This window comes from Methylobacterium sp. Ger2507 (genome assembly GCF_055231875.1).
In genome coordinates, this window is the sequence record NZ_JBUYVC010000001.1 from 3,969,191 (window position 1) to 3,992,494 (window position 23,304).

Consider the following 23,304-nt stretch of genomic DNA (forward strand, 5'->3'; position numbering starts at 1 on the left):
GGGAAAGGGGGCCTTGCTGGAAGGGGGAATTGCGGGAAAGAGGGCATCCGGAACCGGACGGAGGCGCCCTGGGCGGAGCCGCTCACAGCAGCCTCAGCCAGCGCGGCCAGTCGGGATGGTGGAACAGGGTCCGGGCCCGCGACAGCTTCCAGGTTCCGTACTTGTAATAGTCGAAGTCGAGGGTCGAGACGCTGTCCTGGATCATCGCCCAGGTCGCCCATTTGAGATCGCCGAGCGCCTTCAACACCTGGGTGCGGGCGGCGACCCCGACATCCCAACGGCCCCAATAGGCCTCGATCATCTCGCGCTCGACATCGGCCGGGAAGGCCATCTCGTCGAACCACAGGGCAAGCTCGTAGGCGCGCTCGTTGTTGGAGGCGTATTCGAAGTCCACCAAGCGGACCTGATCCGCGGCGTCGAGCATGAAGTTGCCGGCGAGCGTGTCGTTCATGCAGGGCACGAGGTCGAGGCCGGAGGCGAGGAGCGCGGCCTTGGCCTCGCCGTAGCGGCGCATCAAGAAGGCCGTATCCTGGGGCACCCGGCCGCCGACCGTATCCACCTGGCGGACATGCTCCTCGATCATGTCGAAGATCGTCTTGGTCAGGGTCAGGGCCGGAGAATCGTTAAAGGCACGCAGCGCCCGCACCGCGTTGTGACGCACGCCGGGGCGCAGGAAATCGAGGTTCGAGGAGGCGCGGAAGCTTTCCAGGAAGGCGAAGATCTCGACGCCGTCCTCGGGCAGGTAGTCGAGCACCGCCACGCCGAAGCCGCAGGCTTCCGCCCGCCGGCTCGCCTCGTGAGCGGCGGCCCGGGTGATGAACATCTCTGTCCCGCGCCCCGGCACCTTGAGGAAGACGTCCGCGCCTGTTCCGTCTCCCGCTCCGCTCCCCGCTTGGACACGCCAGTTGGTGTTGCTGATACCGCCGGAGACCGGCCGGTAGCGCAGGGGCGCGTCCGCCCAGCCGGGAATTCGGGCGAGGATCGCCTCCAGAGCCTGCTCGGGCGGACTCGCGCCCTCGCCCCTGCGTGTCCAGCTCATCGCCCCCTCCTCACGCCGGGCTCCGGCCCGTCACCCGCCCGATCCGTCACAGCCGGCGCAGCCAGAGTTCGAAATCGCGCGCCGCCATGGTGGTGCGCGCGTGCAGCAGGCGCCACTGGCCGTACTTGAAGAATTCGATGCCGGGCCGGCGCGAGGTGATCGCCCGGGTGATGCCCCACAGGCCCCACATCAGGTCGTCGACCGCGCCGTAGAGGCGGCAGCGGTGAAACAACGCCTCGGTGCAGCGGCCGGCATAGATCTCGATCGCCTGCCGGCGCTCGGCCTCGAACACGTAGGCTTCGTTGAGCAGCGATCCGATCTCGAACCAGGGATCGTAATCGCCGGCGAGGTCGAAATCGACCAGGCGGACGCCGTCCGGCGCTAGGCCGCCCCCGGGCCGGTGAAGCAGCATGAGATTCGAGGCCGTGCCGTCGTTGCGGCAGAACGCCCGGTCGAAGCCGGCCGCGCGGATCGCCGCCCGGATCAGGTCGGCGCTCGCCAGCAGGCCGTCGAGATCGTCCGGCAGCGGCGCGGTGCAGGCCCTGGCCTCCGCCGCCAGGGCCGCGATCCGGTCGAACGGGCAGAAGGCCTGGCCGAGGGGCTCGGCCCCGTGCAGCCGGCGCAGGGCGCCGAGCACCTGCGCCATGGTATCCCCGTCCTGCAGATCGCCGACCCGGGCGTACGCCCAGGGCTCGGGCAGGTCGGCGAGGACGATCGTCCCCTCGGCCTGCGCCAGTACCGCCGGCCCGAGCCCGAGGGCGCCGGCCTTCCGGGTCGCCTCTGGCATGGCCGGCAGCACGTCGGTGGCCATGTCGGCGTGGCGCACCTTCAGGAAGACCGGTCCGGTTCCCTCCAGCCACACCCGCGCACAGTCCGAGGCGACCGCCCGGTGGGTCGGGGAGGCGACAGGGGGGGCCGCACAGGCGATGCGGGTCGTCCTGGCCTGCCAGTCCGGCATCCGCCCCAGGGCTGCCGCGATCCGATCTTCGAAAGCCGGTTCGGGAGACGTCATCCTGCATGCTCCGGTCGGGCGGCCCGGACGGGATCGCCACCGCTTCGGCACAGGCGGTCGGCCGCCTCCCGCATCAGCGCAAGGCCGGCGGCGAGATCCGCCGGGTCGGTGGCCTCGGCCTCGTTGTGGGCGATGCCGCCGATGCTCGGGACGAAGACCAGCCCGGTCGGGCAGATCCCGAGGAAGCTCAGGGCATCGTGCCCCGCTACGGTGTCCATCCGCAGGGCCCCGAGCCCCCGGGCTTCGGCGCAGACGGCGACCAGGTCGCAGACCGCCTCCGGCATGGCCCGGATCGGACGCTCGTTCCGGCCGAGGATCGTCAGGCCGGTTCCGGCTCGCGCCGCCGCGGCGTCGAGGAGCCGGTCGGCCCTCCGCCCGGCCTCGGCCAGGACCGCGTCGTCGGCGGATCGCAACTCGACCGAGAGTTCGACGCGTGCCGGCACCACGTTGGCGGAATTGGGTGTGACCGCGACGCGACCCACTGCGGTATACAGCAGCCCCGGCCACGCATCGGCCAGCGCCCGGATCTCCGCGATGGCATAGGCGGCGGCGAGCAGCGCATCGCGCCGAAGCTCCATCCGGCCCGGACCTGTATGGGCCTGGACCCCGAGGAACGCGGCCTCGATCTTGGTCGCCCCCCAGTTCCGGGTGACGATGCCGATGGTCCGTCCCGTCTCCTCGAGGACGGTCCCCTGCTCCACATGCACCTCGAGGTAGCAGGCCGGACGCGGAGGGGGCGCATCGCCGCCGCGATAGCCGATCGCATCCAACGCCTCGCTCAAGGTGGTGCCGGATTCGTCCCGGCAGGACAAAGCCTCGGCGACGGCGTGCCGCCCGAGATAGGTGCCGCTGCCGAGGAGGCTCGGCCGGAAGCGTGCGCCCTCCTCGTTGGTCCAGTTCACGGCGCAGAAATCGGCGGTGAAGCGCCGGCCCGCGCGCCGCGCCCGCATCAGCCCCGCACCGACGCACAGGGCGGCGGCGACGCCGTAGGTGCCGTCCAGGCGGCCGGCGCGGCTCTGGCTGTCGAGGTGGGAGCCCATCATGACCAGCGGCGCATCCGCCTGATCCGCCAGCGAGAACAGCCCGAACTGGTTGCCCACCGCATCGACGCGCAGGTTGCCGCTGGCGGCGCGAACCTCGTCTCCGAAAATGTCGCGTGCCGCACCGTCCTCGGAGCTGGCGCAGAGCCGGGTCACCCCACCGCCGGGCGTGGCGCCGCAGGCTGAGAACCGGGCGAGCAGCTCTTCGAGACGTTGCGGCCCGTCGACCTCAGGTATGAAGGACCTCGATGTCATGCCGGGCGAACGCATCCTGGAATGCCTCCGGCGGCGGCTTGTCCGTGACGACGCTCAGCGTCTCGCGCAGCCCGAAGGTGCAGAGATTGGCCTGACGCCCGAACTTGCGCGAATCGGCGAGCAGGACGGCCCGGCGCGACTGGGCCCGCAGGGTACGGCGCAGGACTGACTCGTGCTCCTCGTAATCCATCCAGCCGTGATCGAGGTCGCAGGCGGCGATCCCCATGAAGGCGATGTCGAAGAAGTAGCGCTGGGCGTAGGCCACCGTCTCGTAGCCCACCAGCGCGTTGTCGTTGCTCCGCAGAGTGCCGGGCGTCAGGTTGACCCGCGCCGGGCCGCCGCCGAGATGCAGGGCGACATCGACGGAGTTGGTGGTCACGGTCAGATTGCGCCCCGTCAGCCGGCGCGCCAGCGCCAGCGTGGTCGTGCCGGTGTCGATGAAGATCGACATACCGTCGAGCACCAGGGCCTCGGCCACCACGGCCACGCGTCCCTTCTCGCGGGTGTTGAGCTTGCCGCGCTCCTGCAGTGGGCGTTCCTGGTCCAGCCGGGGCGGAACGGCCCCCCCGTGGATGCGCCGGAGCAGGCCGCGCTCCTCCAGCATCTTCAGGTCGCGCCGGATGGTCTCCTCCGAGACCTTCAGGAACAGGGCCACATCCGCGACACCGACCCGGCCCATCCCATGGACGCGGGACAGGATTTCCTGGTGGCGATGATCCGTCAGCATGCTCGATGGCCGTCCTACCGTCGTCCCGATGATAGCGGTGATCCATGCCTGCGGTCGCGCGGGAATGCAGGGGCGGGACGCGGTATCCCGTGCTCGTTTGCGTTGTAGTGCAACCGAGCGGCCCGGAAACGCTCGGGCCAGCCTTCCGCATAGGTGTGCCGGATCGGTCAGAACCCACACCCACCGGGTATCTCCCTGGAGCCCAGCGGTCCGGTCGGACGATCGAGGATCGCGCAGAAATCATGGGACTATCTACGCCGGTCCTGATCGACAGCGTCAATCTGGATTTTTTGGTATTTGTGGGATTTGTGGTTTAGGTGCTTAAAATCGCGGCGCTCTGCTCGCGAACTAGGCAGACCTGCCCACGGGATATTCCAGGCCTCTGCGCCTACGCAGAAACGCGTATGGCCTTGCCGGCCCCGTCACCGCACGAATGTGCGGTGCCACTCCAACGCCGGCGAGGATGCATGGCTGCGATCACCGATCTCTATCGCTACCCCGTCAAGGGCCTCTCGCCCGAACCCCTCACGGCAGTGTCCCTGAGCGCCGCGCACGGTCTGCCGTTCGACCGCGTCTATGCCCTGGCGCTGGGCACGACGGCGTTCGATCCGGAGCGGCCGGAACCCCTCGACAAGGGGGCTTTCCTGATGCTGCGCAACAACGAGGCACTGGCGGCCCTGCGGACGCGCGTCGATCCCGATACGCATCGCCTGACGATCGAGCGCGCAGCGCATCCGTCTTTCAGCGCAGACCTGTCCACGCCGGAGGGCCGCGCGGACACGGAGGCCTATTTCGCGGCGTATCTCGGGGCGGCGACCAAGGGGCCTCCGCGCATGGTACGGGCGGATGGCCACAAGTTCACCGATGCGAGCGTGCTGTCGCCGGTGATGATGCGCGCCGTCTCGGTGATCAACCTCGCTTCGGTCCGGGTCCTGGAGGCTGCAACCGGCCGGACCCTGGACCCGCTGCGTTTTCGCGGCAACATCCACCTCGAAGGCTTGGAGCCCTGGGTTGAGCTGGACTGGGTCGACCGCCCGGTGCGGATCGGGGGCGTCCGCTTCCGCGGGCTCGCGCGCACACCCCGCTGCGCGGCCGTCAACGTGAATCCGGTCACCGCCGAGCGCGACGCCAACCTGCCGCGGGCGATCCGCCAGCATTTCGGGCATGTCGACCTTGGCGTATATCTGGAGGTGCTGAACGACGGAGACCTACAGGTCGGTGACGTCGTGACGGTCTGATACGAACCTCCGCCTACGGCGGAGGGCATGAGGCAGATCGCGCCGGGCGCCTCAGCCGATGAGGGCGGGGGCGCGCCGGTGATGCGTCGCCTGTTCGTAGTCGTAGGCGTAGCCGAGGAGGTCGGCCTCGCTCCACATCCGGCCGACGAAAATCAGGTTGAACGGCGCGCCAGAGGCGTAGAAGCCGGCCGGTACCGTCACGCCGGGCAGGCCCGCGATATTGATCTCGCACACCGTGGTCTCGTTGATCGCCTGCCCGCTGTGAAGGGGCGGGAGTTCGTCGCGCATCTGTGGGAAGACGAGGCCATCGAGGGCGTTCGCCTCGAGGACCGCGTCGAAGATCGCCAGGTAGGCTTCGCGCAGGGTGAGGAAGGCCGAGAGATCGGGCGGAGTGGTCGGGTGGGCGAGGATCGGCGCGAAGGCCGGAATGGCGTGCAGATGGCGCAGCACGCCGTTCGGGCCGAAGGCATCCTCGTCCTTCGTCGCATCGGCGAAGGCCTCGACGCTGCGGAGGGCGGCGCTGGGACCGAGGCGCTGGAGGTAGAGGTGCAGATCGTAGGGCACCGATTCCATGCCGCGCGCATCGAAGTGGTTCAGGCCCGGGGTCGGACGAGCGAGCGCGCCAAAGCCGGTCTCCGCGAAGGGATCGGCCACTAGGGTGGCGCCGCGCGCGGCTATCTCTCCTTGCGCGTGCGCATAGAGGTCCGTCGCCTCGGCCGAGAGCGGCAGGTCGCGCCAGCCCGGTCCGTACAGGCCGAGGCGTCTGCCTCTCAGCGCTTCAGTATCAAGGCGCGATGCGTAGCCACCCTTCGGCCGCTTGCCGATGCCCGCCACGGTCTTGGGGTCGGCGGGGGTGTAGCCGGCCAGCACGTCGAGGGTGAGTGCGGCGTCGCGGACGCAGCGGGCGATTGGGCCGACCACGTCGCGGGTGCTGCCGGCGAGCGGCACGACGCCGGCATTGGGCACCAGGGCGAAGGTCGGCTTGATGCCGACCAGCCCTTGCGCCGAGGCGGGGTTCTGGATCGACCCGCCGGTCTCCTCGGCGAGGCCCAGCACCGCGAGGCTGGCGCCGACGGCCGTCGCCGTCCCGGCACTGCTGCCGCCGGGCAGGCTCCCGGGGGCGGCCGAGTTCAGGGTCGGGCCGGCCCAGCTGTCATTGGCGTGGCTGCCGGTGGCGCTCAGCACCGGCACGTTGGTCTTGCCGAGCATGACGCAGCCGGCGGCTCGCATCCGCGCCACCACGGGCGCGTCGGTTTCCGGGATGAGATCGACCCCGCCGGCCCGGGCGCTGAGACAGCGCCAGCCCGCTGTCGTCGGCAGCCCCGCCATGTCCATCGGGTCCTTGATCACCACGGGTACTCCCGCCAGGGGACCCAGCGCCTCGCCGGCGGCGCGACGCGCGTCGATGGCCCGGGCATCGGACAGGGCGTCCGGGTTCATGATGATGAGGGCATTGTAGCGTGGATTGTGGGTTGCGATGCGGTCGAGGAAGGCCAGCGTCAACGCCTCGGCGCTGACGCCGCTGGCGAAGGCTTCGGCCGCATCGGCCAGTGTCATCTCGATCACGTCGAAGGGAGCGGGTGTCTTGGCATCCATGCCGGATGTCTCCTGTGGCGGAAGAGGCAGCGGTCCAAGGCAGATGGGCAGGCCTCAGGCCATGCCCAGGAACTCGTCGATCATCGTCCGGTCGCGGGCGATGTCGGGCGGCACCTCGCGGGTGATGCGGCCCTTCTGGAGGATGAGCACGCGCTGCGAGAGCGAGGCGATGAAGTTCAGGTTCTGCTCCACCAGCAGTACCGTGAGTCCGCGCTGCCGACCGATCGCCTGCAGCGTCTCGATGATCTCTTCGATGATCGAGGGCTGAATGCCTTCCGTGGGCTCGTCCAGGAGGATGATGCGGGGCGATCCGCACAGGCAGCGGGCCAGCGCCAGCAATTGCTGCTCGCCCCCCGAGAGGGCGCCGCCCGGCCGGTCGAGATAGGCGTTCAGGCGGGGAAAGAGAGTCAGGATGTCGATGATCGTGGCGTCCTCCTTCTCCGGACCGAGAAGGCACCCCATCCGCAGATTCTCGTGGACGCTGAGCGCCGGAAAGATCTCGCGCCCCTGCGGCACGTAGCCGATTCCGGCTCGGGCTCTGGCCGTTGGCGAGAGGCGCGTGATGTCGCGCCCATCGAAGGTGATCGATCCGGCGGTGGCGGGCAGGTTGCCGGTGAGCGTCCGCAGCAGGGTCGACTTGCCCATGCCGTTATTGCCGAGGATGCCGACGAATTCGGCCTCGCCGACATGCAGCGAGACGCCGCCGAGGATCGGAATGCGGCCGTAGCCGGCATGCAGGTCGTGGACGTTCAGGAGCGGAGCGGTCATGCGGCCTGCTTGCCCAGGTAGACGTCGCGGACGCGGGTGTCGGCCAGCACGGCGTCAACATCCCCCTCCATCAGGATCCGGCCCTGGTTGAACACCGTCACGGTCTTGGCGATCATTCGGATGAAGGGCATGTCGTGCTCCACCACGATGACCGCGTGGGTCCGGTTGATCTCGCGGATCAGGGCGGCGGTGCGCTCGACCTCCTCCTTGGTCATCCCGGCGGCGGGTTCGTCGAGGAGGATCAGCTCGGGTTCCTGGGCCAGCACCATGGCGATCTCGACCCATTGGCGCTGGCCGTGGGCGAGCTGGCCGACGAGGCGCGTGGCGATCTCGGTGAGCTTCAGGCGGGTCAGCGTCTCCTCGACGATGGCGCGGGTGCGCGCGAGGGACTTCTTGCGGCCGGCGGCGACGAACACGTTCTCGCGCACCGAGAGGCCGTTGAAGACGTTGGGCACCTGCGTCTTGATGCCGACCCCAAGGCGCGCGATCTCGTGCGGGTGCGCGGCTGTGATGTCGGTGTCGCGGAGGTGGATTCTGCCCGCGCTGGCGGTCAGCTGACCGGTGAGCATCTTGAAGAAGGTGCTCTTTCCCGCGCCGTTCGGGCCGATTAGGCAGCGCAGCTCGACCTCGCCGAGAACGAAGTCGACCGCGTTGACGGCGGTCACGCCACCGAAGCGCATGGTGGCGCCCTTCGCTTCCAGCAGGGGGCGGATGGGGTTCGGCGTCGGCGCCATGCTCATCGGTGGACCTCCCCAGCAAGCGCCGCACCCGGAGCCGGTCCGATCGGCTTGGTCCTCAGTCGTCGTCCGGTCAGAGAGGCGCCGGCGCGTTGGAGGAGGTTGCGGGCGACCGGGACCAGCCCCTGCGGGATGAGCAGCACGAAGATGACGAGAATGACGCCCAGGCCGAGATTGGAATCGATGACGCTCTGGGAGCCGGCCTCGATGGTCAGCCACTGGATCAGGACCGCCCCGAGGATCGGCCCCAGGAGGGTGCCGAGCCCACCCACGAGCACGAAGATGATGACCTGGGCCGACATGGTCAGGCCGAACACCGTGGGGCTGATGAAGCCGCCCCAGTTGGCGAAGAGGCAGCCGGCGAGGCCCGCGATGCCGGCCGAGATCATGAAGGCGAGGAGCTTGTAGAGTCGCGGGTCGTAGCCGATGAGCTGCGCCCGCGTCTCGTTCTCGCGGATCGCCACGACGACCCGGCCGAACCGACTCGCCAGGATGGCGCGCAGGACCATGTAGACGACGATCAGGCTGCCCATTGCGGCGTACCAGATGCCTTCCGGATCAAGCTGGTTTCCCGCGTCGCCCGGCAGGTTCAGGGCGGGAATGGCCGGGATGCCGTTGAAACCCCCGAGCTCAGCCTCTCCGATCCGGTACTGGCTGCCCGAGGTGGTGTTCACGAGCTGGAACAGGATGACCGAGACCGTCAGGGTGATCACCCCGATATAGGCGTCCGAGATCCGGCCGTAGAACATGAAGTAGCCGAGCAGTCCCGCGAACAGCATCGGCACCACGATGGCGAGCAGGACCGGCAGGGTCGAGTCGCCCAGGTTCAGGACCGCGATGGCATAGGCGTAGCCTCCGAGCCCCAGGAAGGCGGCCTGTCCGAACGACATCACGCCGCCATAGCCCCAGATGAAGCCTTGGCTGAGGGCGAACATCGCCAGGGCCACGAAGCTCGTCATCTGCACGAGGCCGAAGGTGTCGAGGACGTGCGGTGCGCCGAAGAGGATAACGGCACCCGACGCGACCATGGCGAGGAAGCTCAGGGCCGCCGGACGAGCCAGGGCGCGGAGCGGCGACGGGGGACGGGTCATAGGCTGCGCCTCAGGTAGCGGCCGGTGATCCCCTGGGGCAGCACCCGGATGAGCAGGACTGCGGCGACCAGAAGGGCCACATCGCCGATGACGGGGGTGGTCTTGAACGAGACGAGTTCGTTGATGAACCCGAACAGGGTGGATGCGAGCCCCGTGCCGGTGATGATCGCCGGGCCGCCGCCCAGCACGGTGATGAAGGCGCGCGAGATGTAGGCCGCCCCCATGGCCGGGGAGATGCCGGAGATCGGTGCGAGCACGCCGCCGGCGAGACCGGCGAGGCCCGCCCCGAGGGCGAAGGTCGCCATGTAGATCCGGTCCGGCGAGACCCCCAGGGAAGCGGCCATCCGCGGGTTCTGCATGGTGGCGCGCAGGATCAGCCCGAACTTCGTGAGGCGCAGCAGCAGGTACAATCCGGCCAGCGCCGCGCAGGCCACCGCCACGATGACCAGGCTGTAGAGGCTCGCGCCGTAGCGTCCGATCTCGAAGCTGCCGACCGGCGTGGACACGCCCCGAACGACGTTGCCGTAGACCGACGTCACGAGGCCGATGAGCCCGAGGCTGATGCCCCAGGTCGCTAGCATCGTGTCCATCATGCGCCCGTAGAGAAAGCGGATGACGGTGCGCTCGAGGACAAGGCCGATGAGACCGACCACCAGGGGCGGCAGCACAAGCATGGCGACCCAGATGTTGAGGCCGGCATCGGTGGCGGCGACCGCTGTGTAAGCCCCGAGCATCATGAACTCGCCATGGGCGAGGTTGATGATCCGCATCATGCCGTAGATCACCCCCAGGCCGAGGGTGATCAGCGCCAGCGTAGCGATGCCCGCCAGGACGTTGAAGGATAAAAGGCCGACGAGATCGGGCGCCATGCTCGGCTCTCAACCCTTGAGGTCAGGGGTAAATTGCTTGTTGATCTTCGGATTCTTCAGGAGGTCGCAGGCGCCGGCCGTGTCGGCGGGAAACTGCTCCGGGAAGCTCGCGAGAATCTCCCACTTCTTGTCCTTCGGCCGGGCCAGGTAGGTGTTGCGGATGGTGTGATGGGTCGCCCCGTCCATGGTCACCTTGCCGGTCGGCCCCTCGTAGGAGATGCCGGATTCAAGGGCGGCGAGGACCTTGTCGCGGTCGAGGGAGCCGGCCTTCTTCACGCCCTCGGCCCAGAGCATGATGCCGTCATAGGTGGCGGTGTCGAGTTCACTGAGATCCGTGACATCGGCGCCGAACTTCGCCTGCATGCCCTTCACGAATTCGACGCTCCGGGCGTCCGGCAGGTCGTTATACCAGCCGTAGCAGGTGACGATGCCGTTGGTGGTCGAGGCATCCATGGTGGTGAGTTCGTCGCCCAGCCCGAAGACCGAGCTGGCGACGGGAATCCGGCTCTTCATGCCGGCAGCGTCCCATTGACGGTAGAAACCCGAATGGTTGGCGCCGACCAGGGCCGAGAGCACGAGGTCCGGCTGGGCCTGCTGGATCCGGCTGATCGCGGAGGAGAAGTTCGTCACGTCGAGGGGGAAGAAGTCGGTGCCGGCGACCGACCCGCCACCCTCGTTCATGAACTTCGTCATCCAACTCGCGGTGATGTGCCCGTAATTGTAATCCGCCGCGATGATGTAAGCCTTCTTGCCCCAGGTCTTGAGCGCGTAGTCGACGAGGTGGTTGACCGTCTGGGCCGGCGTGGTTCCCGTGCAGAAGACGTTGCGGTCGCAGACGCCGCCCTCGTACTGGGTGTTGTAGAAGTACAGGGTCTTGGAACGACCGAAAATCGGCCGGATGGCCTCGCGCGACGCCGAGGTGATGCCGCCTTGGATGACGTCGACCTTCTCTTTCAACGCCAGCTGCTGGGCGTACTGGGTGTAGAGCTGCATGCTCGACTGCGTATCGTAGGCAAAGATCTTGATCGGCCGACCCAGTAGGCCGCCAGCCTTGTTGATCAGGTCCACCGCGTATTCGGTGGTCTCGATCATCCGCTTGCCTTCCAGGCCGAGGGCGCCGCTGCCGTCGAGGAGGCTCCCGAGCTTGATCGGCTCGCCGGCGGCGAGGCCGTTGCGCGCGAAGAACGGCATGGCCACCGCGCTTGCGGCAGCGGCGGTTCCCAGCTTGAGCGCGCCACGTCGGCTGATCGTCGAATGGGTCATGCGTACGCGCTCCATGGCATTGCGGCCGGGAGGTCTCGTCCGCCGGGCGGCGTCGGGACCCCTCGGAATACGACATGGCAAGACCAATGCCAACAAATCCCACAGATCGGTCATTCGGACGAAGGAACGAAAGGATTGCCGCCCGCATGGTCAGATCGGACAAACCGGCGCCATCAGTGCCGCCTCGAAAGCCACAAACCGTGCACGACCGATGCCCCAGCCCCAGCGCGTCGCCCCGCTTTGCATCGAGCGCCGATCGCACCCGGCTCCGCCGTATCGGCAAGAGCCATACCGTTCCGGCCCCAATCGCCGTTGCCGGTTCGGGAGCGCGGCGTGCGCAAACCAGCACTCGCGTGGGTCGTTCGGTCGGCCTAGCTTATGGGTCCGTTCCCGCTCTCATCCGATCGTCCCATGCCCGAATGTCTCGTCTTCCGCGTGCCGACGCGGCATCCCGCCGATGTCTCGGGTGTGATGGACCTCATCGCGTCCGGAGCCCTCGCGGCGTCGGAGATCGTTGCGATCTTCGGCAAGACCGAGGGCAACGGCTGCGTCAACGATTTCACCCGCCAGCTCGCCGTGATGGCGCTGGAAACCGCTCTGGCCGGCGCCATCGGCTGCTCGCCGGACGATGTCGGCGGGCGTATCGCCCTGGTGATGTCGGGCGGGACGGAGGGCGGCCTGTCTCCTCACCTGCTGGTTCTCGGCCGTCGCGGCGATGCCCCGATCCCCGGTGCGACGGCGCTCGCCGTCGGTACCGCCTTCACCGCCGATTTCCGGCCCGAGGAGATCGGCCGCATGGCGCAGGTGCGGGCGACGGCCGATGCTGTCGCTCTGGCCATGGCCCGGGCCGGGATCGACGGTCCCGACGACGTCCATTTCGTCCAGGTTAAATGCCCACTTCTCACCAGTGCGCGCATTCAGGCCGCCGCGGCGCGCGGCCATGACGTCGCCACCCACGACACCTACGCGTCGATGGGGCTGTCGCGCGGCGCCTCGGCGCTCGGCATCGCGCTCGCCCTCGGCGAGGTGGCGGCCGAACATCTGTCGGACGCGGTCATCGGGGTGCGGCCGGACCTGTTCTCAGGCCGTGCCAGCGCCTCGGCCGGCATCGAGCTGATGCGCAACGAGATCATCGTCCTCGGCAACGCCTTGGGTTGGGCCGGCCCTTACGCCATCGCCCACCGGGTCATGCGCGACGGCATCGATGTCTCTGCGATCCTCGGCGTGCTGGCGGATCTCGGGTTCGGCGCTGCGGGCCAACTGAGTTCCGAGGATTCCGAGCGCGTCGTCGCCCTGTTGGCGAAGGCCGAACCCTCACGGGACGGGCTGATCCGCGGGCGGCGCCACATCATGAACGACGACAGCGACATCAACGCCACGCGGCACGCCCGCGCCCTCGTGGGTGGGGTCGCCGCCGCTGCGATCGGGCGGACCGACCTCTTTGTCTCGGGCGGCGCCGAGCACCAGGGCCCGGATGGCGGCGGGCCGGTGGCGATCATCGCCCGCGTGAGGACCTGAGACATGCCCGCGTTCGACCTCGCCATCCGGGGCGGCACCCTGGTCACCGCCACCGACACGTTTCGCGCGGATCTCGGGATCCGCGATGGGCGCATCGCGGCGGTGGCCGAGCGCATCACCGATGCGGCCCGCTCCCTCGACGCCTCCGGCCTCCTCGTCTTGCCCGGCGGCATCGACAGCCACGTCCACATCGCGCAGGCATCCGGCCCCGGTATCGTCATGGCGGACGATTTCGCCTCGGCGACCCGGGCGGCGGCGGCCGGCGGCAACACCTGCGTGATGCCGTTCGCGCTTCAGCCGCGCGGTGCATCGCTGCGGGAGGCGACGCACGCCTACCGGGCGCTGGCGGAAGGGCAGTGTCACATCGACGTGGCCATTCACCTCATCGTCTCGGACCCGACCCCCGCGGTGCTGGGGCAGGAGCTGCCAGCCCTGATCGCCGAGGGCTACACGTCTTTCAAGGTCTTCATGACCTATGACGACCTCGTCCTGAACGACCGCCAGATCCTCGACGTCTTCGACCTCGCCCGTCGCGAGGGCGCGCGCGTCATGGTCCACGCGGAGGGCTACGACGCCATCCGGTACATGACCGAGCGGCTCGAGAAGGCCGGTGAGACCCGCCCCTTCGGCCATGCCTTGTCCCGGCCGCAACTGGTCGAGCGCGAGGCGGCGCATCGAGCGATCGCCCATGCCGAACTTGTCGACCTGCCGATCGTCATCGTCCACGTCTCAGGCGAGCAGGCGATGGAGCAGATTGCCTGGGCTCGGGGGCGCGGCCTGAAGGTCCACGCCGAGACCTGCCCGCAGTACCTGACGCTGACGGCCGACCACATGAAGGGTCTCGGCTCCGACGACCCGATGGAGGGGGCAAAATACGTGTGCTCGCCGCCCCCGCGCGAGGCCTCCAACCAGGCGGCGATCTGGCGCGGCATCCAGTCCGGCCTGTTCGACGTGGTCTCGTCCGACCATTGCCCGTTCCGCTACGACGATCCGGCCGGCAAGTTGACCGCGAAGGGCCGGACCTCCTTCCGCTACGTTCCGAACGGCATCCCGGGTATCGAAACCCGCTTGCCCATCCTGTTTTCGGAGGGGGTCTCGGCCGGCCGCATCTCCCTCAACCGCTTCGTGGAACTGACCGCCACGAACCACGCCAAGCTGTACGGTCTCTACCCGCGCAAAGGCTCGATCGGCGTCGGGTTCGATGCCGACCTGACGCTGTGGGACCCGAACCGCCGCGAGACGATCCGGCAGGCGAACCTCCACCATGGTTCGGACTACACGCCCTGGGAGGGCTTCGCGGTGACGGGCTGGCCAGTGATGACCATCGCGCGCGGCGAAATCATCGCCGAGGATGGGCGGATCACCGGCGCTTTCGGGCGAGGCCGGGTGATCGACCGGGCTGTTCAATCCGCGCCGTTGTCCTGATCGAGCGCCGCGACATCCGGGGCGAATCAGATAGCGTCTGGCCCGCGGCTTGCTGGATACGCATCGGGAGGCCAACATGGACGTCGAGCTGATCTGCCTGACCAAGCGCTACGGCAACACCGTTGCGGTGGATGGCATAGACCTGAAGGTCCGTTCGGGCGCCTATTGCTGCCTGCTCGGCCCCTCCGGCTGTGGCAAGACCACGACCCTGCGGATGATCGGCGGCCACGAGACCGTGTCCGGCGGCGACGTGGTCATCGGTCCGCGCGCCGTCGGCGATGCCACGCCGGCCGAGCGGGGCACAGCGATGATGTTCCAGAGCTACGCCCTGTTCCCCCACCTCAATTGCCGCGACAACGTCGCCTTCAGCCTGAAGATGCGGGGCGTCGCCAAGGCCGAGCGCCGCGCCAAGGCGCTGGCGATGCTGGACCTCGTGCAGATGGCGCATCTGGCCGAACGTCTGCCGGCCCAGCTCTCCGGTGGCCAGCAGCAGCGCGTGGCCCTCGCCCGCGCGCTGGTCACTGGACCAAAGGTTCTGCTCCTCGACGAACCCCTGTCGGCCCTCGATCCGTTCCTGCGCGTGCGGATGCGGACCGAGCTCAAGCGGCTACAGGCCGAACTCGGGATCACCTTCATCCACGTCACCCACAGCCAGGAGGAGGCGATGGCCCTCTCCGACATCGTGGTTGTGATGAATGGCGGGCGCATCGAGCAGGCGGCGGCCCCACGCGACGTGTTCGAGCGCCCCGCCACCGCCTTCGTCGCCCGCTTCATCGGCGGCCACAACATCATCCGCCTGCCCGACGCGACCGAGGTCGCCGTGCGCGCCGACCGGATGCGCCTCGGTCCGGAGGCCGGTCCGGAGGCTGTGCCGGCCCGCGTCGTCTCGGTCGAGTATCAGGGCACCAGCGTGCATGTGGGCTTCGAGGCGGACGGGCTCGGGGGGACCGGCGCCACGCCGCTCACGGCCGTCATCGACGATGCGGCCTATGCTGGGCACCCCCTCGCCCTCGGCCAGACCGTGCCGCTCGGCTGGGATGCCGATGCCGCCCACCGGTTGGGTGCCTGACCCGATCTCCGTTCCGTAGAGGACCCTGCATGACGACCACGATCAAGCTGAGCCGCCGCACCCTCCTCCAGGGTGCGGGTGCCACCGGACTGGCACTCGGTGCCGGTCCGATCACGGGCTTTCCCAACGTGATCGCCGCCGAGCCGGTGACCCTGCGCTACCTCGGCACCGCCGTGAACCAGTCCGGCGACATCGCCCGGAAGGTGAAGGAGGATCTCGGGATCACCATCGAGTATATCCCCGTCGTCACCGACGAGGTGACGAAGCGCGTGGTGACGCAGCCGAACTCCTTCGACCTGTTGGATACCGAATTCTTCAGCCTGAAGAAGCTGATCCCGTCGGGCAACATCCAGGGCATGGATGCTCGCCGGATCAAGCAGGCCGACAACATCACGCCCGTCTTCACCAAGGGAGAAGTCGCAGGCAAAAAGATCGGCGACCAGGGTACGGCGCCCAAGAAGGTATTCTACCTCGAGGGACAAAATTCGAAGAATTTCGCCGGTTCGGCCACCGAGTGGATCACGCTGATCCCGACCACCTACAACGCCGACACGCTGGGCATCCGACCCGACCTGATCAAGCGCCCGATCTCGAGCTGGAAGGAACTTCTGAACCCCGAGTTCAAGGGCAAGGCCTCGATCCTCAACATCCCGTCCATCGGCATCATGGACGCCGCCATGGTGATCGAGGCGACCGGCGATTACACCTATCCCGACAAGGGCAACATGACGAAGGCCGAGATCGATCGCACCATCAAGGTGCTGATCGAGGCCAAGCGCGCCGGTCAGTTTCGCGCTTTCTGGCAGGACTTCAACGAATCCGTGAACCTGATGGCGTCGGGCGAGACGGTGATCCAGTCGATGTGGTCGCCCGCCGTCACCAAGGTGCGCTCCCAGGGCGTGGCCTGCACCTACCAGCCCCTCAAGGAAGGCTACCGCGCCTGGGCCACGGGTTTCGGCCTGCCCAAGACTCTGACCGGCCGCAAGCTCGACGCCGCCTACGACTTCATCAACTGGTTCCTGTCCGGCTGGGCCGGCGCCTACCTCAACCGCCAGGGCTATTACTCGGCGGTGCTGGAGACCGCCAAGGCGAACATGGAACCCTACGAGTGGGCCTACTGGATGGAGGGGAAGCCCGCCGAGAAGGACATCAAGGGGCCGGATGGCAGCGTGCTGGAGAAGGCCGGCGCGACCCGCGACGGCGGCTCCTTCGAGACCCGTATGGGCTCGGTCGCCTGCTGGAACGCCGTCATGGACGAGAACACCTACATGGTCCGCAAGTGGAACGAGTTCATCGCCGCGTGAGCGGAGCGTGTGACGTTGCCCTCTCCCGCCTGCTCCGTAGGCACCCTCCCCCGCATAGGGGGAAGGGATCAGTGTCTCACGAGGGTTGAGCCATGACCGACATCGCCCTCCCCGCCATCGCGAACACCGCGACCGCATCGGCATCGACTACAAGCCTCACGGCCAAGACGCGTCGGCGCCGGGTGCTGGCTTATCTTCAGGCCGCCCCGATGGCGCTGGTATTCCTGGTTTTCTTCGTGGTGCCGCTGGCGCTGACCTTGATCGTCAGCTTCTGGTCGTACAACGAATACGAGATCATCCCGGCCTTCACGGTGCAGAACTACATCGACGTGTTCGAGGGCTGCCTCAACACGGCCGATGCCTGCACCACCGTTCGAACCTACCTGTCGACCCTGAAGTTCTGCGCCCTGACCTGGGCTTGCACCCTCGTGATCGGCTTTACGGTGGCGTATTTCGTCGCCTTCCACGTCCGCTCGAAGACGATGCAGATGGCGCTGTTCCTCGTCTGCACCATTCCGTTCTGGACCTCGAACGTGATCCGGATGATCTCCTGGATTCCACTGCTCGGCCGCAACGGCCTCGTCAACGACACGCTGATGGGACTGGGCCTGATCCGGGCCCCGATCGAGGGCCTGCTGTATTCCGACTTTTCGGTGGTGCTCGCCTTCGTCCACCTGAACACGGTCTTCATGATCGTGCCAATCTTCAACAGCATGGCGCGCATCGACCGCTCGCTGATCGAGGCGGCCTATGATTCCGGGGCCACCGGATGGCAAACTCTCTGGAACGTGGTAGTGCCGCTCGCCAAACCCGGCATCGCCATCGGGTCGATCTTCGTGATCACCTTGGTGATGGGCGATTTCGTCACCGTCGGCGTCATGGGCGGCCAGCAGATCGCCTCGGTCGGCAAGGTCATCCAGGTCCAGATGTCCGCGCTGCAGCTACCGGCGGCGGCTGCTAATGCCGTGGTGCTGCTCGGCGCCGTGATGCTGATGATCGTGGCGATGACCCGCCTGATCGACCTCCGGAAGGAACTCTGAGTTGAGCGACCGGCCCCGCTCCCCGGCCTTCTACGCGTTAGCGGCGTTCTTCGCCCTGTTCGTCGCCTTTCTGTACGGGCCGACGCTGACCATCCTCGTCCTCAGCTTTCAGGGGCCGCAGGGTGGCTTGACCTTTCCGATGAACGGCGTCTCGACGCACTGGTTCGGCAAGCTCTGGGCCGGCCTCGGCATCGTCGACATCTGGGGGGCGCTGTGGCGCTCGCTCCGCCTCGGCCTCGTGGTGATGGGACTGACCGTCGTCATCGCGTTCTACGCCGGCCTCGCCTTCCGCAAGCGCTTTCAGGGTGAGGGCATGCTGTTCACGATTGCCGTGGCGAGCCTGATCGTGCCGTCCATCGTGGTCTCCCTCGGCATCGGCCTGGAATTCCGTCTCCTCGACGACGCCGTCAACTGGGCCGCGGCCGCGACCGACTGGGGCTGGCTGCAGGAGCACGGCACCCTGATGGGGCTCTACACCTCGGCGCTGGGCGCGCACCTGACTTGGACGCTGCCCTTCGGTCTCCTGATCATGTTTGCGGTCTTCAACCGGTTCGATCCGGCCTACGAAGAGGCCGCCCGTGATCTTGGCGCCACCGGTTCCCAGACCCTGCGCCACGTGGTGGTGCCGATCCTGGGGCCGTCCCTGGTCGGCGTCGCCCTGTTCGGCTTTACCCTGTCCTTCGATGAACTCGCCCGCACCAGCCAAGCCATCGGCGGCCGCAATACTCTGCCGCTGGAACTGCAGGGCCTCACCACCACCGTGACCACGCCGGAGATCTATGCGCTCGGCACCCTTACCACCGGCATGTCGCTGGCAGTGATCGGTCTGGCGCTGGGGACAAGCCTATACCTCCAGCGGCGCAAGGCGAGGGCTGGCTTGCGGCAGGGGTGACGTCGGAGGCCCGGGGCGAATCGCCCTCGCAGACCGACATTCGCCGCGGCGTTCCTCAAGCGGGATCAGCGATCGCATCGACCGATTTGCCTGTCGAAACCCATGCGTAGCACCACGTCATCCCGGACCCGCGGAGCGGAGCCCGGGATCCAAAAACGCAGGCTATGCAAGATTTTACACCGTCGGCGGCTCTGGATTCCGGGCTCGCCTGCGGCGCCGCGGAATGAGGATGCGCCATGTTTCACGGTCGCATTGGCACGAAGCTCTCTCTCTGCCTGCAAACGCCGCCTGCCCGGAGACGGCAGGCCTGTGACCTCAAGTTCGCGTTACGAAACCCCTTCCAGCACCGGTGCTTTGTCCGCCTGGAAGGCCGCGTGCGCCACGTCCGTGCGCCAGCAGGCGGCGCGGTGGCTGGGCTCCACGTCCACGTAAGCAGGCGCCTCGATCCGGCAGCGTTCCTCCGCCAGGAAGCAGCGCGGCGCGAAGGGGCAGCCCGGCGGGCGATTGGCCAGATCGGGAGGGCTGCCCGGAATCGTCTTGAGGCGCGTGCCCTTGGCGAGCGCTCCGTCGGCGCGGCTGCGCAGGAGGCCAATCGTATAAGGATGGTGTGGATTCAGCACCACGTCACGGGCGGAGCCTTCCTCGACGATGCGGCCGGCATACATGACGGCAATCCGGTCGGCGACCTCCACGGCGGCGCCGAGATCGTGTGTGACGAAGATCGTTGAGAGGCCGAGTTCGGCCTGCAACTCGCGGAGCAGCAGCAGAATCTGGATCTGCACCGTGGCGTCCAGCGCCGTGGTCGGTTCGTCAGCGAGCAGGACCTGGGGTCGGCAGGCGAGCGCCAGGGCGATCATCGCGCGCTGGCGCATGCCCCCCGACATCTCGTGCGGATAGGCGTCGAGGCGCCGCTCCGGGCTCGGAATGCGCACCCGCTCGAACAGTTGCAAGGCACGCTGGCGTGCCGCCCCGGCGCTGATCCGCTCGTGCTGGCGGATCGCCTCGGTGATCTGCTGGCCGACGGTATAGACCGGGTCGAGGGCCAGCAGCGGTTCCTGGAAGATCATCGCCACAGCGCGGCCGCGCAACGCCCGCAGGGCCTTGGGCGACATCGCCATGACGTCCGCGCCACCGACCCGGATCTCGCCGCCGATCCTGGTCTTGCGCTCCGGGTTCAGGCGCATGATCGCCCGCAGGGTCACGCTCTTGCCGGAGCCGGATTCACCGATCAGCGCTATAGCTTGGCCGCGCTCCAGAGTGAGGTCCACGCCGTCGACGGCCTCGACCACGCCGCCGAATACGACCGTCAGACCCCGGATCGCGACCGCGGGTTCGGATGCGCTCATGCGGCGACCCTCCGGGCTTGAGCCAGGGAATGCCCCGAGTTCGGCTGGCGGGCGAGGCAGGCGACCCGATGGATGGAATCGATGGGGTCCAACGGCGGAACCGTGCCGCGACAGACGGGCTCCACCAGCGCGCAGCGCGGATGGAAGCGGCACCCGGCGGGCGGGTCGATCGGGTTCGGCGGGTCGCCGGCGAGCGGCGCCACTTGCGTGCGCGCATCCGGGTCCATCGAGGGCATCGAGGACAGGAGGGCCGCCGTGTAGGGGTGGGCGGGGGCCGCCAGCACCGTGTCCGCCGGCCCGATCTCCACCACTTGGCCGAGATACATCACCGCCACCCTGTCGCAGATGAAGCGCACGACATTGAGGTCGTGACTGATGAACAGGTAGGTGAGGTTGAACTCCTGCTTCAGGTCCATCAGCAGGTTCAGCACCTGTGCCTCCACCGACTTGTCGAGGGCGGACACGGCCTCGTCGAGGACCACGAGACGCGGCTCGAGAGCGAGTGCGCGGGCGATGTTCACCCGCTGGCGCTGGCCGCCGGAGAGTTCGTGCGGATAGCGCGCGGCAAAGCGCGCCGGCTCCAACCCGACCCGGGCGAGCAGGCTGCGGGCGCGCTCGATGGCCCGCCGCTTCGGCACCCCGTGCACCCGCGGGCCGAAGGCGATCGAGCCCTCGACGGTCATGCGCGGGTTGAGGGATGAGTAGCTGTCCTGGAAGACCATCTGGGCCTGAGCGCGGAAGTCGCGCAGCGGAAGCGCACGGCTGCCGATGCGCTCGCCGTCGAACAGCAGGTTTCCCTGATCGTGTGCGATCAGGCCCATGATCAGCCGGGCGGTGGTCGATTTTCCGCAGCCGGATTCGCCGACCACCCCGAGGGTTTCCCCCTTCAGGATCTCGAAATCGACGCCGTCGACAGCGCGTACCACGGCCTTGGCGCCGCCAAAGCCCTTCTTGACCGGAAAATGCTTCACGAGGCCGTCGACCGTGAGAAGCGGCTGAGCCGGCCCCCCCCGGTCGCGGGCGAGCGGAACGGTGGGGCTGCCGATGGGCATGCTCATGCCTTCACCTCCATGGCGGACCGCAATCCGTCGGAGAACAGGTTGAACGAGATCGAGACGATGAAGATGGCCAGTCCCGGCAGGGCCGCGACCATCGGATTCACGTAGATCGCCGTGCGCAGGGTGTTGAGCATCAGGCCCCATTCGGGCTCTGGCGGCTTCACCCCGAGGCCCAGGAAGGACAGGCCCGAGGCCAGGATCATCGATACGCTGATCAAGCTGGTGGCGTAGACGAAGATCGGCCCGAGCACGTTGCCGAGGACCTGCACGCGCAGGATCGTCAGGGTCGAGGCGCCCGACAGCCGGGCCGCGTCGACGTAGTCCCGGGCGCGGATCTGAGTCGTCACGCTCTCGGCCACCCGGGCGATCTGGGGGACGAACACGCAGGTCAGCGACACGATCGAGTTGAAGATGCCGGCCCCCAGCGCCCCCGACAGCGCGATGGCGAGCAGCACGGAGGGAAATGCGAAGAACACGTCCACCGTGCGCATCAGGACGGTGTTGACCCAGCCTCCGACATAGCCAGCCAGGATCCCGATGGCGGACCCGATGATGAACGCCAGGATGACCGGCGTCACACCGATGAACAGCGACAGGCGGCCGCCCAGCATCAGGCGGCTCAGCATGTCGCGGCCGAGTTCGTCGGAGCCGAGGATGTAGGTCGCATCGCCGATCGGCTTCAGGCGCCGCAGCATCGACCCGCGATACGGGTCCATCGGGGTGATCCAGGGCGAGAGCACCGCGATGGCGATGATCGCCAGGATGATGCAGGCGGCCACCATCGCCACGGGATCGCGCAGGAGCTTGTGGCCGACCTGCCCCCAGAACCCCCGCGAGGGCACGAAGGCGTCCGCCGCGGCCGGTGCCGGGGCGGCTCCGCCGGCAATGTCGAGGACCGGCGCTGCGGCCTGTGTCGCGAGTGCCATCAGCCCCTCTCGATGCGCGGGTCGAGCGCCGTCTGCACGACGTCGACGATGAGGTTGAGGGCGACGAAGAACATCGCCAGGACGAGGATCGAGCCCTGAAGCAACGGCAGGTCGCGCTGGAAGATCGCGGCATTCAGGAGGAAGCCGGTGCCGGGCCAGGCGAACACCGTCTCGATCAGGATCGAGCCGCCGAGGAGGTAGCCCAGCTGCAAGCCCATGATGGCGAGCGCCGTCGGCGCGGCGTTCTTCACCACGTGCTTGAACACGCCGAACTCGCTCATGCCCTTGGCCCGGAGCGCGCCGACGAAGTCCTGGGCGAGGATGTCGCCGACCAGGGCGCGGATCGTGCGGGCGATGACACCCATGGGGATCACCGACATCGTGAGGGCCGGCAGGATGATGTAGCGCAGGTGGTCGAAATCGGGTCGCCAGTTACCCGAGCCATCCGGGCCGGCGCCGGTCGGCGGCAGCCATCCGAGCTGGGCCGAGAACACGATCACCAGCACCATGCCGAGCCAGTAATGCGGCACGCTCACCCCGAAGACCGAGACCGCCGAGGCGAGCCGGTCCAGGATCGAATTGCGGAAATAGCCGGCGACGAAGCCGAACAGGCAGCCGAAGGTGAAGCCGATCAGCGTCGCCACGGAGGCCAGAATCAGGCTGTTGACCACCGCCCGGCCGACTTCCTGCACCACGGGACGGCCGGTGGCGATGGAGGTGCCGAGGTCGCCCTGGAGCACGTGCCAGAGCCAGATCACGTACTGCACCGGCAACGGCTTGTCGTAGCCGTAGGCCGCCCGCATGGCGTCGATGGTCTCCTGCGTGGCGTCCACCGGGAGCACGGCGCTCAAGGGGTCGCCGGGGGCGAGGTGAACCAGCATGAAGCAGACGACGCTCACACCGAGTGCCACGGGCGTGACGGTGAGCAGGCGCTGGACAATGAATTTCAGCATGAGCGCATCCGAATTTCCTCTCGGGTTACGCGGCCCTCCTCCCCCTGTGGGGAGGAGTTGGAGGTGGAGGTAGCTCCGCCGGCCTTCGCACCGTGAGGGTCACCCAACCACCCCCACCCTCAATCCCTCCCCGCAAGG

At 68.0% G+C, this 23,304-nt stretch carries 21 protein-coding genes; 7 read left to right on the top strand and 14 right to left on the bottom strand.

What is annotated here, in order from left to right; translation table 11 throughout:
• Positions 1–82: 82 nt before the first annotated feature.
• From ACV7NL_RS18335 to ACV7NL_RS18350, 4 genes are read right to left on the bottom strand one after another with little or no spacing between them, the layout of a single operon-like run.
• Positions 83–1,039 carry a phosphotransferase gene (locus ACV7NL_RS18335; RefSeq protein WP_463356422.1) on the bottom strand — a complete coding sequence of 319 codons (957 nt, stop codon included), beginning with the start codon at positions 1,037–1,039 and terminating at the stop codon, positions 83–85.
• A gap of 46 nt (positions 1,040–1,085) precedes the next feature.
• Entirely contained in the window at positions 1,086–2,051 is a 966-nt protein-coding gene (locus tag ACV7NL_RS18340; protein WP_463356423.1) for a phosphotransferase family protein, read from the bottom strand.
• Complete coding sequence (locus ACV7NL_RS18345; protein WP_463356424.1) at positions 2,048–3,346, bottom strand: allantoate amidohydrolase; 1,299 nt, start codon at positions 3,344–3,346, stop codon at positions 2,048–2,050. The genes ACV7NL_RS18340 and ACV7NL_RS18345 overlap by 4 nt, the downstream gene beginning before the upstream one ends.
• Positions 3,321–4,073, bottom strand: coding sequence for a DeoR/GlpR family DNA-binding transcription regulator (locus ACV7NL_RS18350; RefSeq protein WP_056183929.1), 753 nt, complete (start codon positions 4,071–4,073; stop codon positions 3,321–3,323). The genes ACV7NL_RS18345 and ACV7NL_RS18350 overlap by 26 nt, the downstream gene beginning before the upstream one ends.
• A gap of 467 nt (positions 4,074–4,540) precedes the next feature.
• On the opposite strand from ACV7NL_RS18350, the gene ACV7NL_RS18355 reads away from it, so the two are divergent.
• On the top strand, positions 4,541–5,311 hold the full coding sequence (locus ACV7NL_RS18355; RefSeq protein ID WP_463356425.1) for an MOSC domain-containing protein: 771 nt from the start codon (positions 4,541–4,543) through the stop codon (positions 5,309–5,311).
• Between the two features lie 51 nt (positions 5,312–5,362).
• Here the strand turns inward: ACV7NL_RS18355 and ACV7NL_RS18360 are convergent, their stop codons facing one another.
• The 6 genes from ACV7NL_RS18360 to ACV7NL_RS18385 are packed head-to-tail and all read right to left on the bottom strand — an operon-like array spanning position 5,363 to position 11,635.
• The gene (locus tag ACV7NL_RS18360; RefSeq protein ID WP_463356426.1) at positions 5,363–6,907 is read right to left on the bottom strand and encodes an amidase; all 1,545 of its coding nucleotides are present in this window, start codon (positions 6,905–6,907) and stop codon (positions 5,363–5,365) included.
• A 54-nt stretch (positions 6,908–6,961) separates the two neighbouring features.
• Complete coding sequence (locus ACV7NL_RS18365) at positions 6,962–7,675, bottom strand: ABC transporter ATP-binding protein (RefSeq protein WP_463356427.1); 714 nt, start codon at positions 7,673–7,675, stop codon at positions 6,962–6,964.
• Positions 7,672–8,415, bottom strand: coding sequence for an ATP-binding cassette domain-containing protein (locus ACV7NL_RS18370; RefSeq protein WP_082507844.1), 744 nt, complete (start codon positions 8,413–8,415; stop codon positions 7,672–7,674). Before ACV7NL_RS18370 ends, ACV7NL_RS18365 begins: the two co-directional genes overlap by 4 nt.
• A complete protein-coding gene (locus ACV7NL_RS18375; protein WP_056183939.1) occupies positions 8,412–9,503 on the bottom strand; it encodes an ABC transporter permease subunit in 1,092 nt (363 codons plus the stop codon). Before ACV7NL_RS18375 ends, ACV7NL_RS18370 begins: the two co-directional genes overlap by 4 nt.
• Positions 9,500–10,372: a branched-chain amino acid ABC transporter permease gene (locus tag ACV7NL_RS18380; RefSeq protein WP_056183941.1), complete on the bottom strand. Its 873-nt coding sequence runs from the start codon at positions 10,370–10,372 to the stop codon at positions 9,500–9,502. Before ACV7NL_RS18380 ends, ACV7NL_RS18375 begins: the two co-directional genes overlap by 4 nt.
• A gap of 9 nt (positions 10,373–10,381) precedes the next feature.
• Complete coding sequence (locus ACV7NL_RS18385) at positions 10,382–11,635, bottom strand: urea ABC transporter substrate-binding protein (protein ID WP_056183943.1); 1,254 nt, start codon at positions 11,633–11,635, stop codon at positions 10,382–10,384.
• A gap of 411 nt (positions 11,636–12,046) precedes the next feature.
• Between ACV7NL_RS18385 and atzD the strand changes: the two genes are divergently transcribed.
• The 6 genes from atzD (at position 12,047) to ACV7NL_RS18415 (ending at position 18,883) form a co-directional block, all read left to right on the top strand.
• Positions 12,047–13,153, top strand: coding sequence for a cyanuric acid amidohydrolase (gene atzD, locus ACV7NL_RS18390; RefSeq protein ID WP_463356428.1), 1,107 nt, complete (start codon positions 12,047–12,049; stop codon positions 13,151–13,153).
• A 3-nt stretch (positions 13,154–13,156) separates the two neighbouring features.
• Positions 13,157–14,578 carry a dihydropyrimidinase gene (hydA, locus tag ACV7NL_RS18395; RefSeq protein WP_463356429.1) on the top strand — a complete coding sequence of 474 codons (1,422 nt, stop codon included), beginning with the start codon at positions 13,157–13,159 and terminating at the stop codon, positions 14,576–14,578.
• Positions 14,579–14,654: 76 nt separating this feature from the next.
• Complete coding sequence (locus ACV7NL_RS18400; RefSeq protein ID WP_463356430.1) at positions 14,655–15,647, top strand: ABC transporter ATP-binding protein; 993 nt, start codon at positions 14,655–14,657, stop codon at positions 15,645–15,647.
• A 29-nt stretch (positions 15,648–15,676) separates the two neighbouring features.
• Entirely contained in the window at positions 15,677–16,951 is a 1,275-nt protein-coding gene (locus ACV7NL_RS18405; RefSeq protein WP_056183949.1) for an ABC transporter substrate-binding protein, read from the top strand.
• A gap of 92 nt (positions 16,952–17,043) precedes the next feature.
• Positions 17,044–17,991: an ABC transporter permease gene (locus ACV7NL_RS18410; RefSeq protein WP_056183951.1), complete on the top strand. Its 948-nt coding sequence runs from the start codon at positions 17,044–17,046 to the stop codon at positions 17,989–17,991.
• Position 17,992: 1 nt separating this feature from the next.
• Entirely contained in the window at positions 17,993–18,883 is an 891-nt protein-coding gene (locus tag ACV7NL_RS18415; RefSeq protein ID WP_463356431.1) for an ABC transporter permease, read from the top strand.
• Between the two features lie 326 nt (positions 18,884–19,209).
• On the opposite strand, the gene ACV7NL_RS18420 is transcribed toward ACV7NL_RS18415, so the two are convergent.
• Genes ACV7NL_RS18420 through ACV7NL_RS18435 form a run of 4 tightly spaced genes read right to left on the bottom strand, consistent with a single transcriptional unit; the run spans position 19,210 to position 23,166 of the window.
• Positions 19,210–20,229 carry an ABC transporter ATP-binding protein gene (locus ACV7NL_RS18420; RefSeq protein WP_463356432.1) on the bottom strand — a complete coding sequence of 340 codons (1,020 nt, stop codon included), beginning with the start codon at positions 20,227–20,229 and terminating at the stop codon, positions 19,210–19,212.
• The gene (locus tag ACV7NL_RS18425) at positions 20,226–21,287 is read right to left on the bottom strand and encodes an ABC transporter ATP-binding protein (protein WP_463356433.1); all 1,062 of its coding nucleotides are present in this window, start codon (positions 21,285–21,287) and stop codon (positions 20,226–20,228) included. The genes ACV7NL_RS18420 and ACV7NL_RS18425 overlap by 4 nt, the downstream gene beginning before the upstream one ends.
• Positions 21,284–22,213, bottom strand: a complete 930-nt coding sequence (locus ACV7NL_RS18430) for an ABC transporter permease (RefSeq protein ID WP_056183960.1) — start codon at positions 22,211–22,213, stop codon at positions 21,284–21,286. The genes ACV7NL_RS18425 and ACV7NL_RS18430 overlap by 4 nt, the downstream gene beginning before the upstream one ends.
• Complete coding sequence (locus tag ACV7NL_RS18435; RefSeq protein WP_056183962.1) at positions 22,213–23,166, bottom strand: ABC transporter permease; 954 nt, start codon at positions 23,164–23,166, stop codon at positions 22,213–22,215. The genes ACV7NL_RS18430 and ACV7NL_RS18435 overlap by 1 nt, the downstream gene beginning before the upstream one ends.
• Positions 23,167–23,304 lie beyond the last annotated feature (138 nt).

Excerpts from the sequence above, each read along its gene's own strand:
- ACV7NL_RS18335 (WP_463356422.1), bottom strand. The coding sequence starts at position 1,039 with ATGAGCTGGACACGCAGGGGCGAGGGCGCGAGTCCGCCCGAGCAGGCT.
- ACV7NL_RS18340 (WP_463356423.1), bottom strand. The coding sequence starts at position 2,051 with ATGACGTCTCCCGAACCGGCTTTCGAAGATCGGATCGCGGCAGCCCTG.
- ACV7NL_RS18345 (WP_463356424.1), bottom strand. The coding sequence starts at position 3,346 with ATGACATCGAGGTCCTTCATACCTGAGGTCGACGGGCCGCAACGTCTC.
- ACV7NL_RS18350 (WP_056183929.1), bottom strand. The coding sequence starts at position 4,073 with ATGCTGACGGATCATCGCCACCAGGAAATCCTGTCCCGCGTCCATGGG.
- ACV7NL_RS18355 (WP_463356425.1), top strand. The coding sequence starts at position 4,541 with ATGGCTGCGATCACCGATCTCTATCGCTACCCCGTCAAGGGCCTCTCG.
- ACV7NL_RS18360 (WP_463356426.1), bottom strand. The coding sequence starts at position 6,907 with ATGGATGCCAAGACACCCGCTCCCTTCGACGTGATCGAGATGACACTG.
- ACV7NL_RS18365 (WP_463356427.1), bottom strand. The coding sequence starts at position 7,675 with ATGACCGCTCCGCTCCTGAACGTCCACGACCTGCATGCCGGCTACGGC.
- ACV7NL_RS18370 (WP_082507844.1), bottom strand. The coding sequence starts at position 8,415 with ATGAGCATGGCGCCGACGCCGAACCCCATCCGCCCCCTGCTGGAAGCG.
- ACV7NL_RS18375 (WP_056183939.1), bottom strand. The coding sequence starts at position 9,503 with ATGACCCGTCCCCCGTCGCCGCTCCGCGCCCTGGCTCGTCCGGCGGCC.
- ACV7NL_RS18380 (WP_056183941.1), bottom strand. The coding sequence starts at position 10,372 with ATGGCGCCCGATCTCGTCGGCCTTTTATCCTTCAACGTCCTGGCGGGC.
- ACV7NL_RS18385 (WP_056183943.1), bottom strand. The coding sequence starts at position 11,635 with ATGACCCATTCGACGATCAGCCGACGTGGCGCGCTCAAGCTGGGAACC.
- atzD (WP_463356428.1), top strand. The coding sequence starts at position 12,047 with ATGCCCGAATGTCTCGTCTTCCGCGTGCCGACGCGGCATCCCGCCGAT.
- hydA (WP_463356429.1), top strand. The coding sequence starts at position 13,157 with ATGCCCGCGTTCGACCTCGCCATCCGGGGCGGCACCCTGGTCACCGCC.
- ACV7NL_RS18400 (WP_463356430.1), top strand. The coding sequence starts at position 14,655 with ATGGACGTCGAGCTGATCTGCCTGACCAAGCGCTACGGCAACACCGTT.
- ACV7NL_RS18405 (WP_056183949.1), top strand. The coding sequence starts at position 15,677 with ATGACGACCACGATCAAGCTGAGCCGCCGCACCCTCCTCCAGGGTGCG.
- ACV7NL_RS18410 (WP_056183951.1), top strand. The coding sequence starts at position 17,044 with ATGACCGACATCGCCCTCCCCGCCATCGCGAACACCGCGACCGCATCG.
- ACV7NL_RS18420 (WP_463356432.1), bottom strand. The coding sequence starts at position 20,229 with ATGAGCGCATCCGAACCCGCGGTCGCGATCCGGGGTCTGACGGTCGTA.
- ACV7NL_RS18425 (WP_463356433.1), bottom strand. The coding sequence starts at position 21,287 with ATGAGCATGCCCATCGGCAGCCCCACCGTTCCGCTCGCCCGCGACCGG.
- ACV7NL_RS18430 (WP_056183960.1), bottom strand. The coding sequence starts at position 22,213 with ATGGCACTCGCGACACAGGCCGCAGCGCCGGTCCTCGACATTGCCGGC.
- ACV7NL_RS18435 (WP_056183962.1), bottom strand. The coding sequence starts at position 23,166 with ATGCTGAAATTCATTGTCCAGCGCCTGCTCACCGTCACGCCCGTGGCA.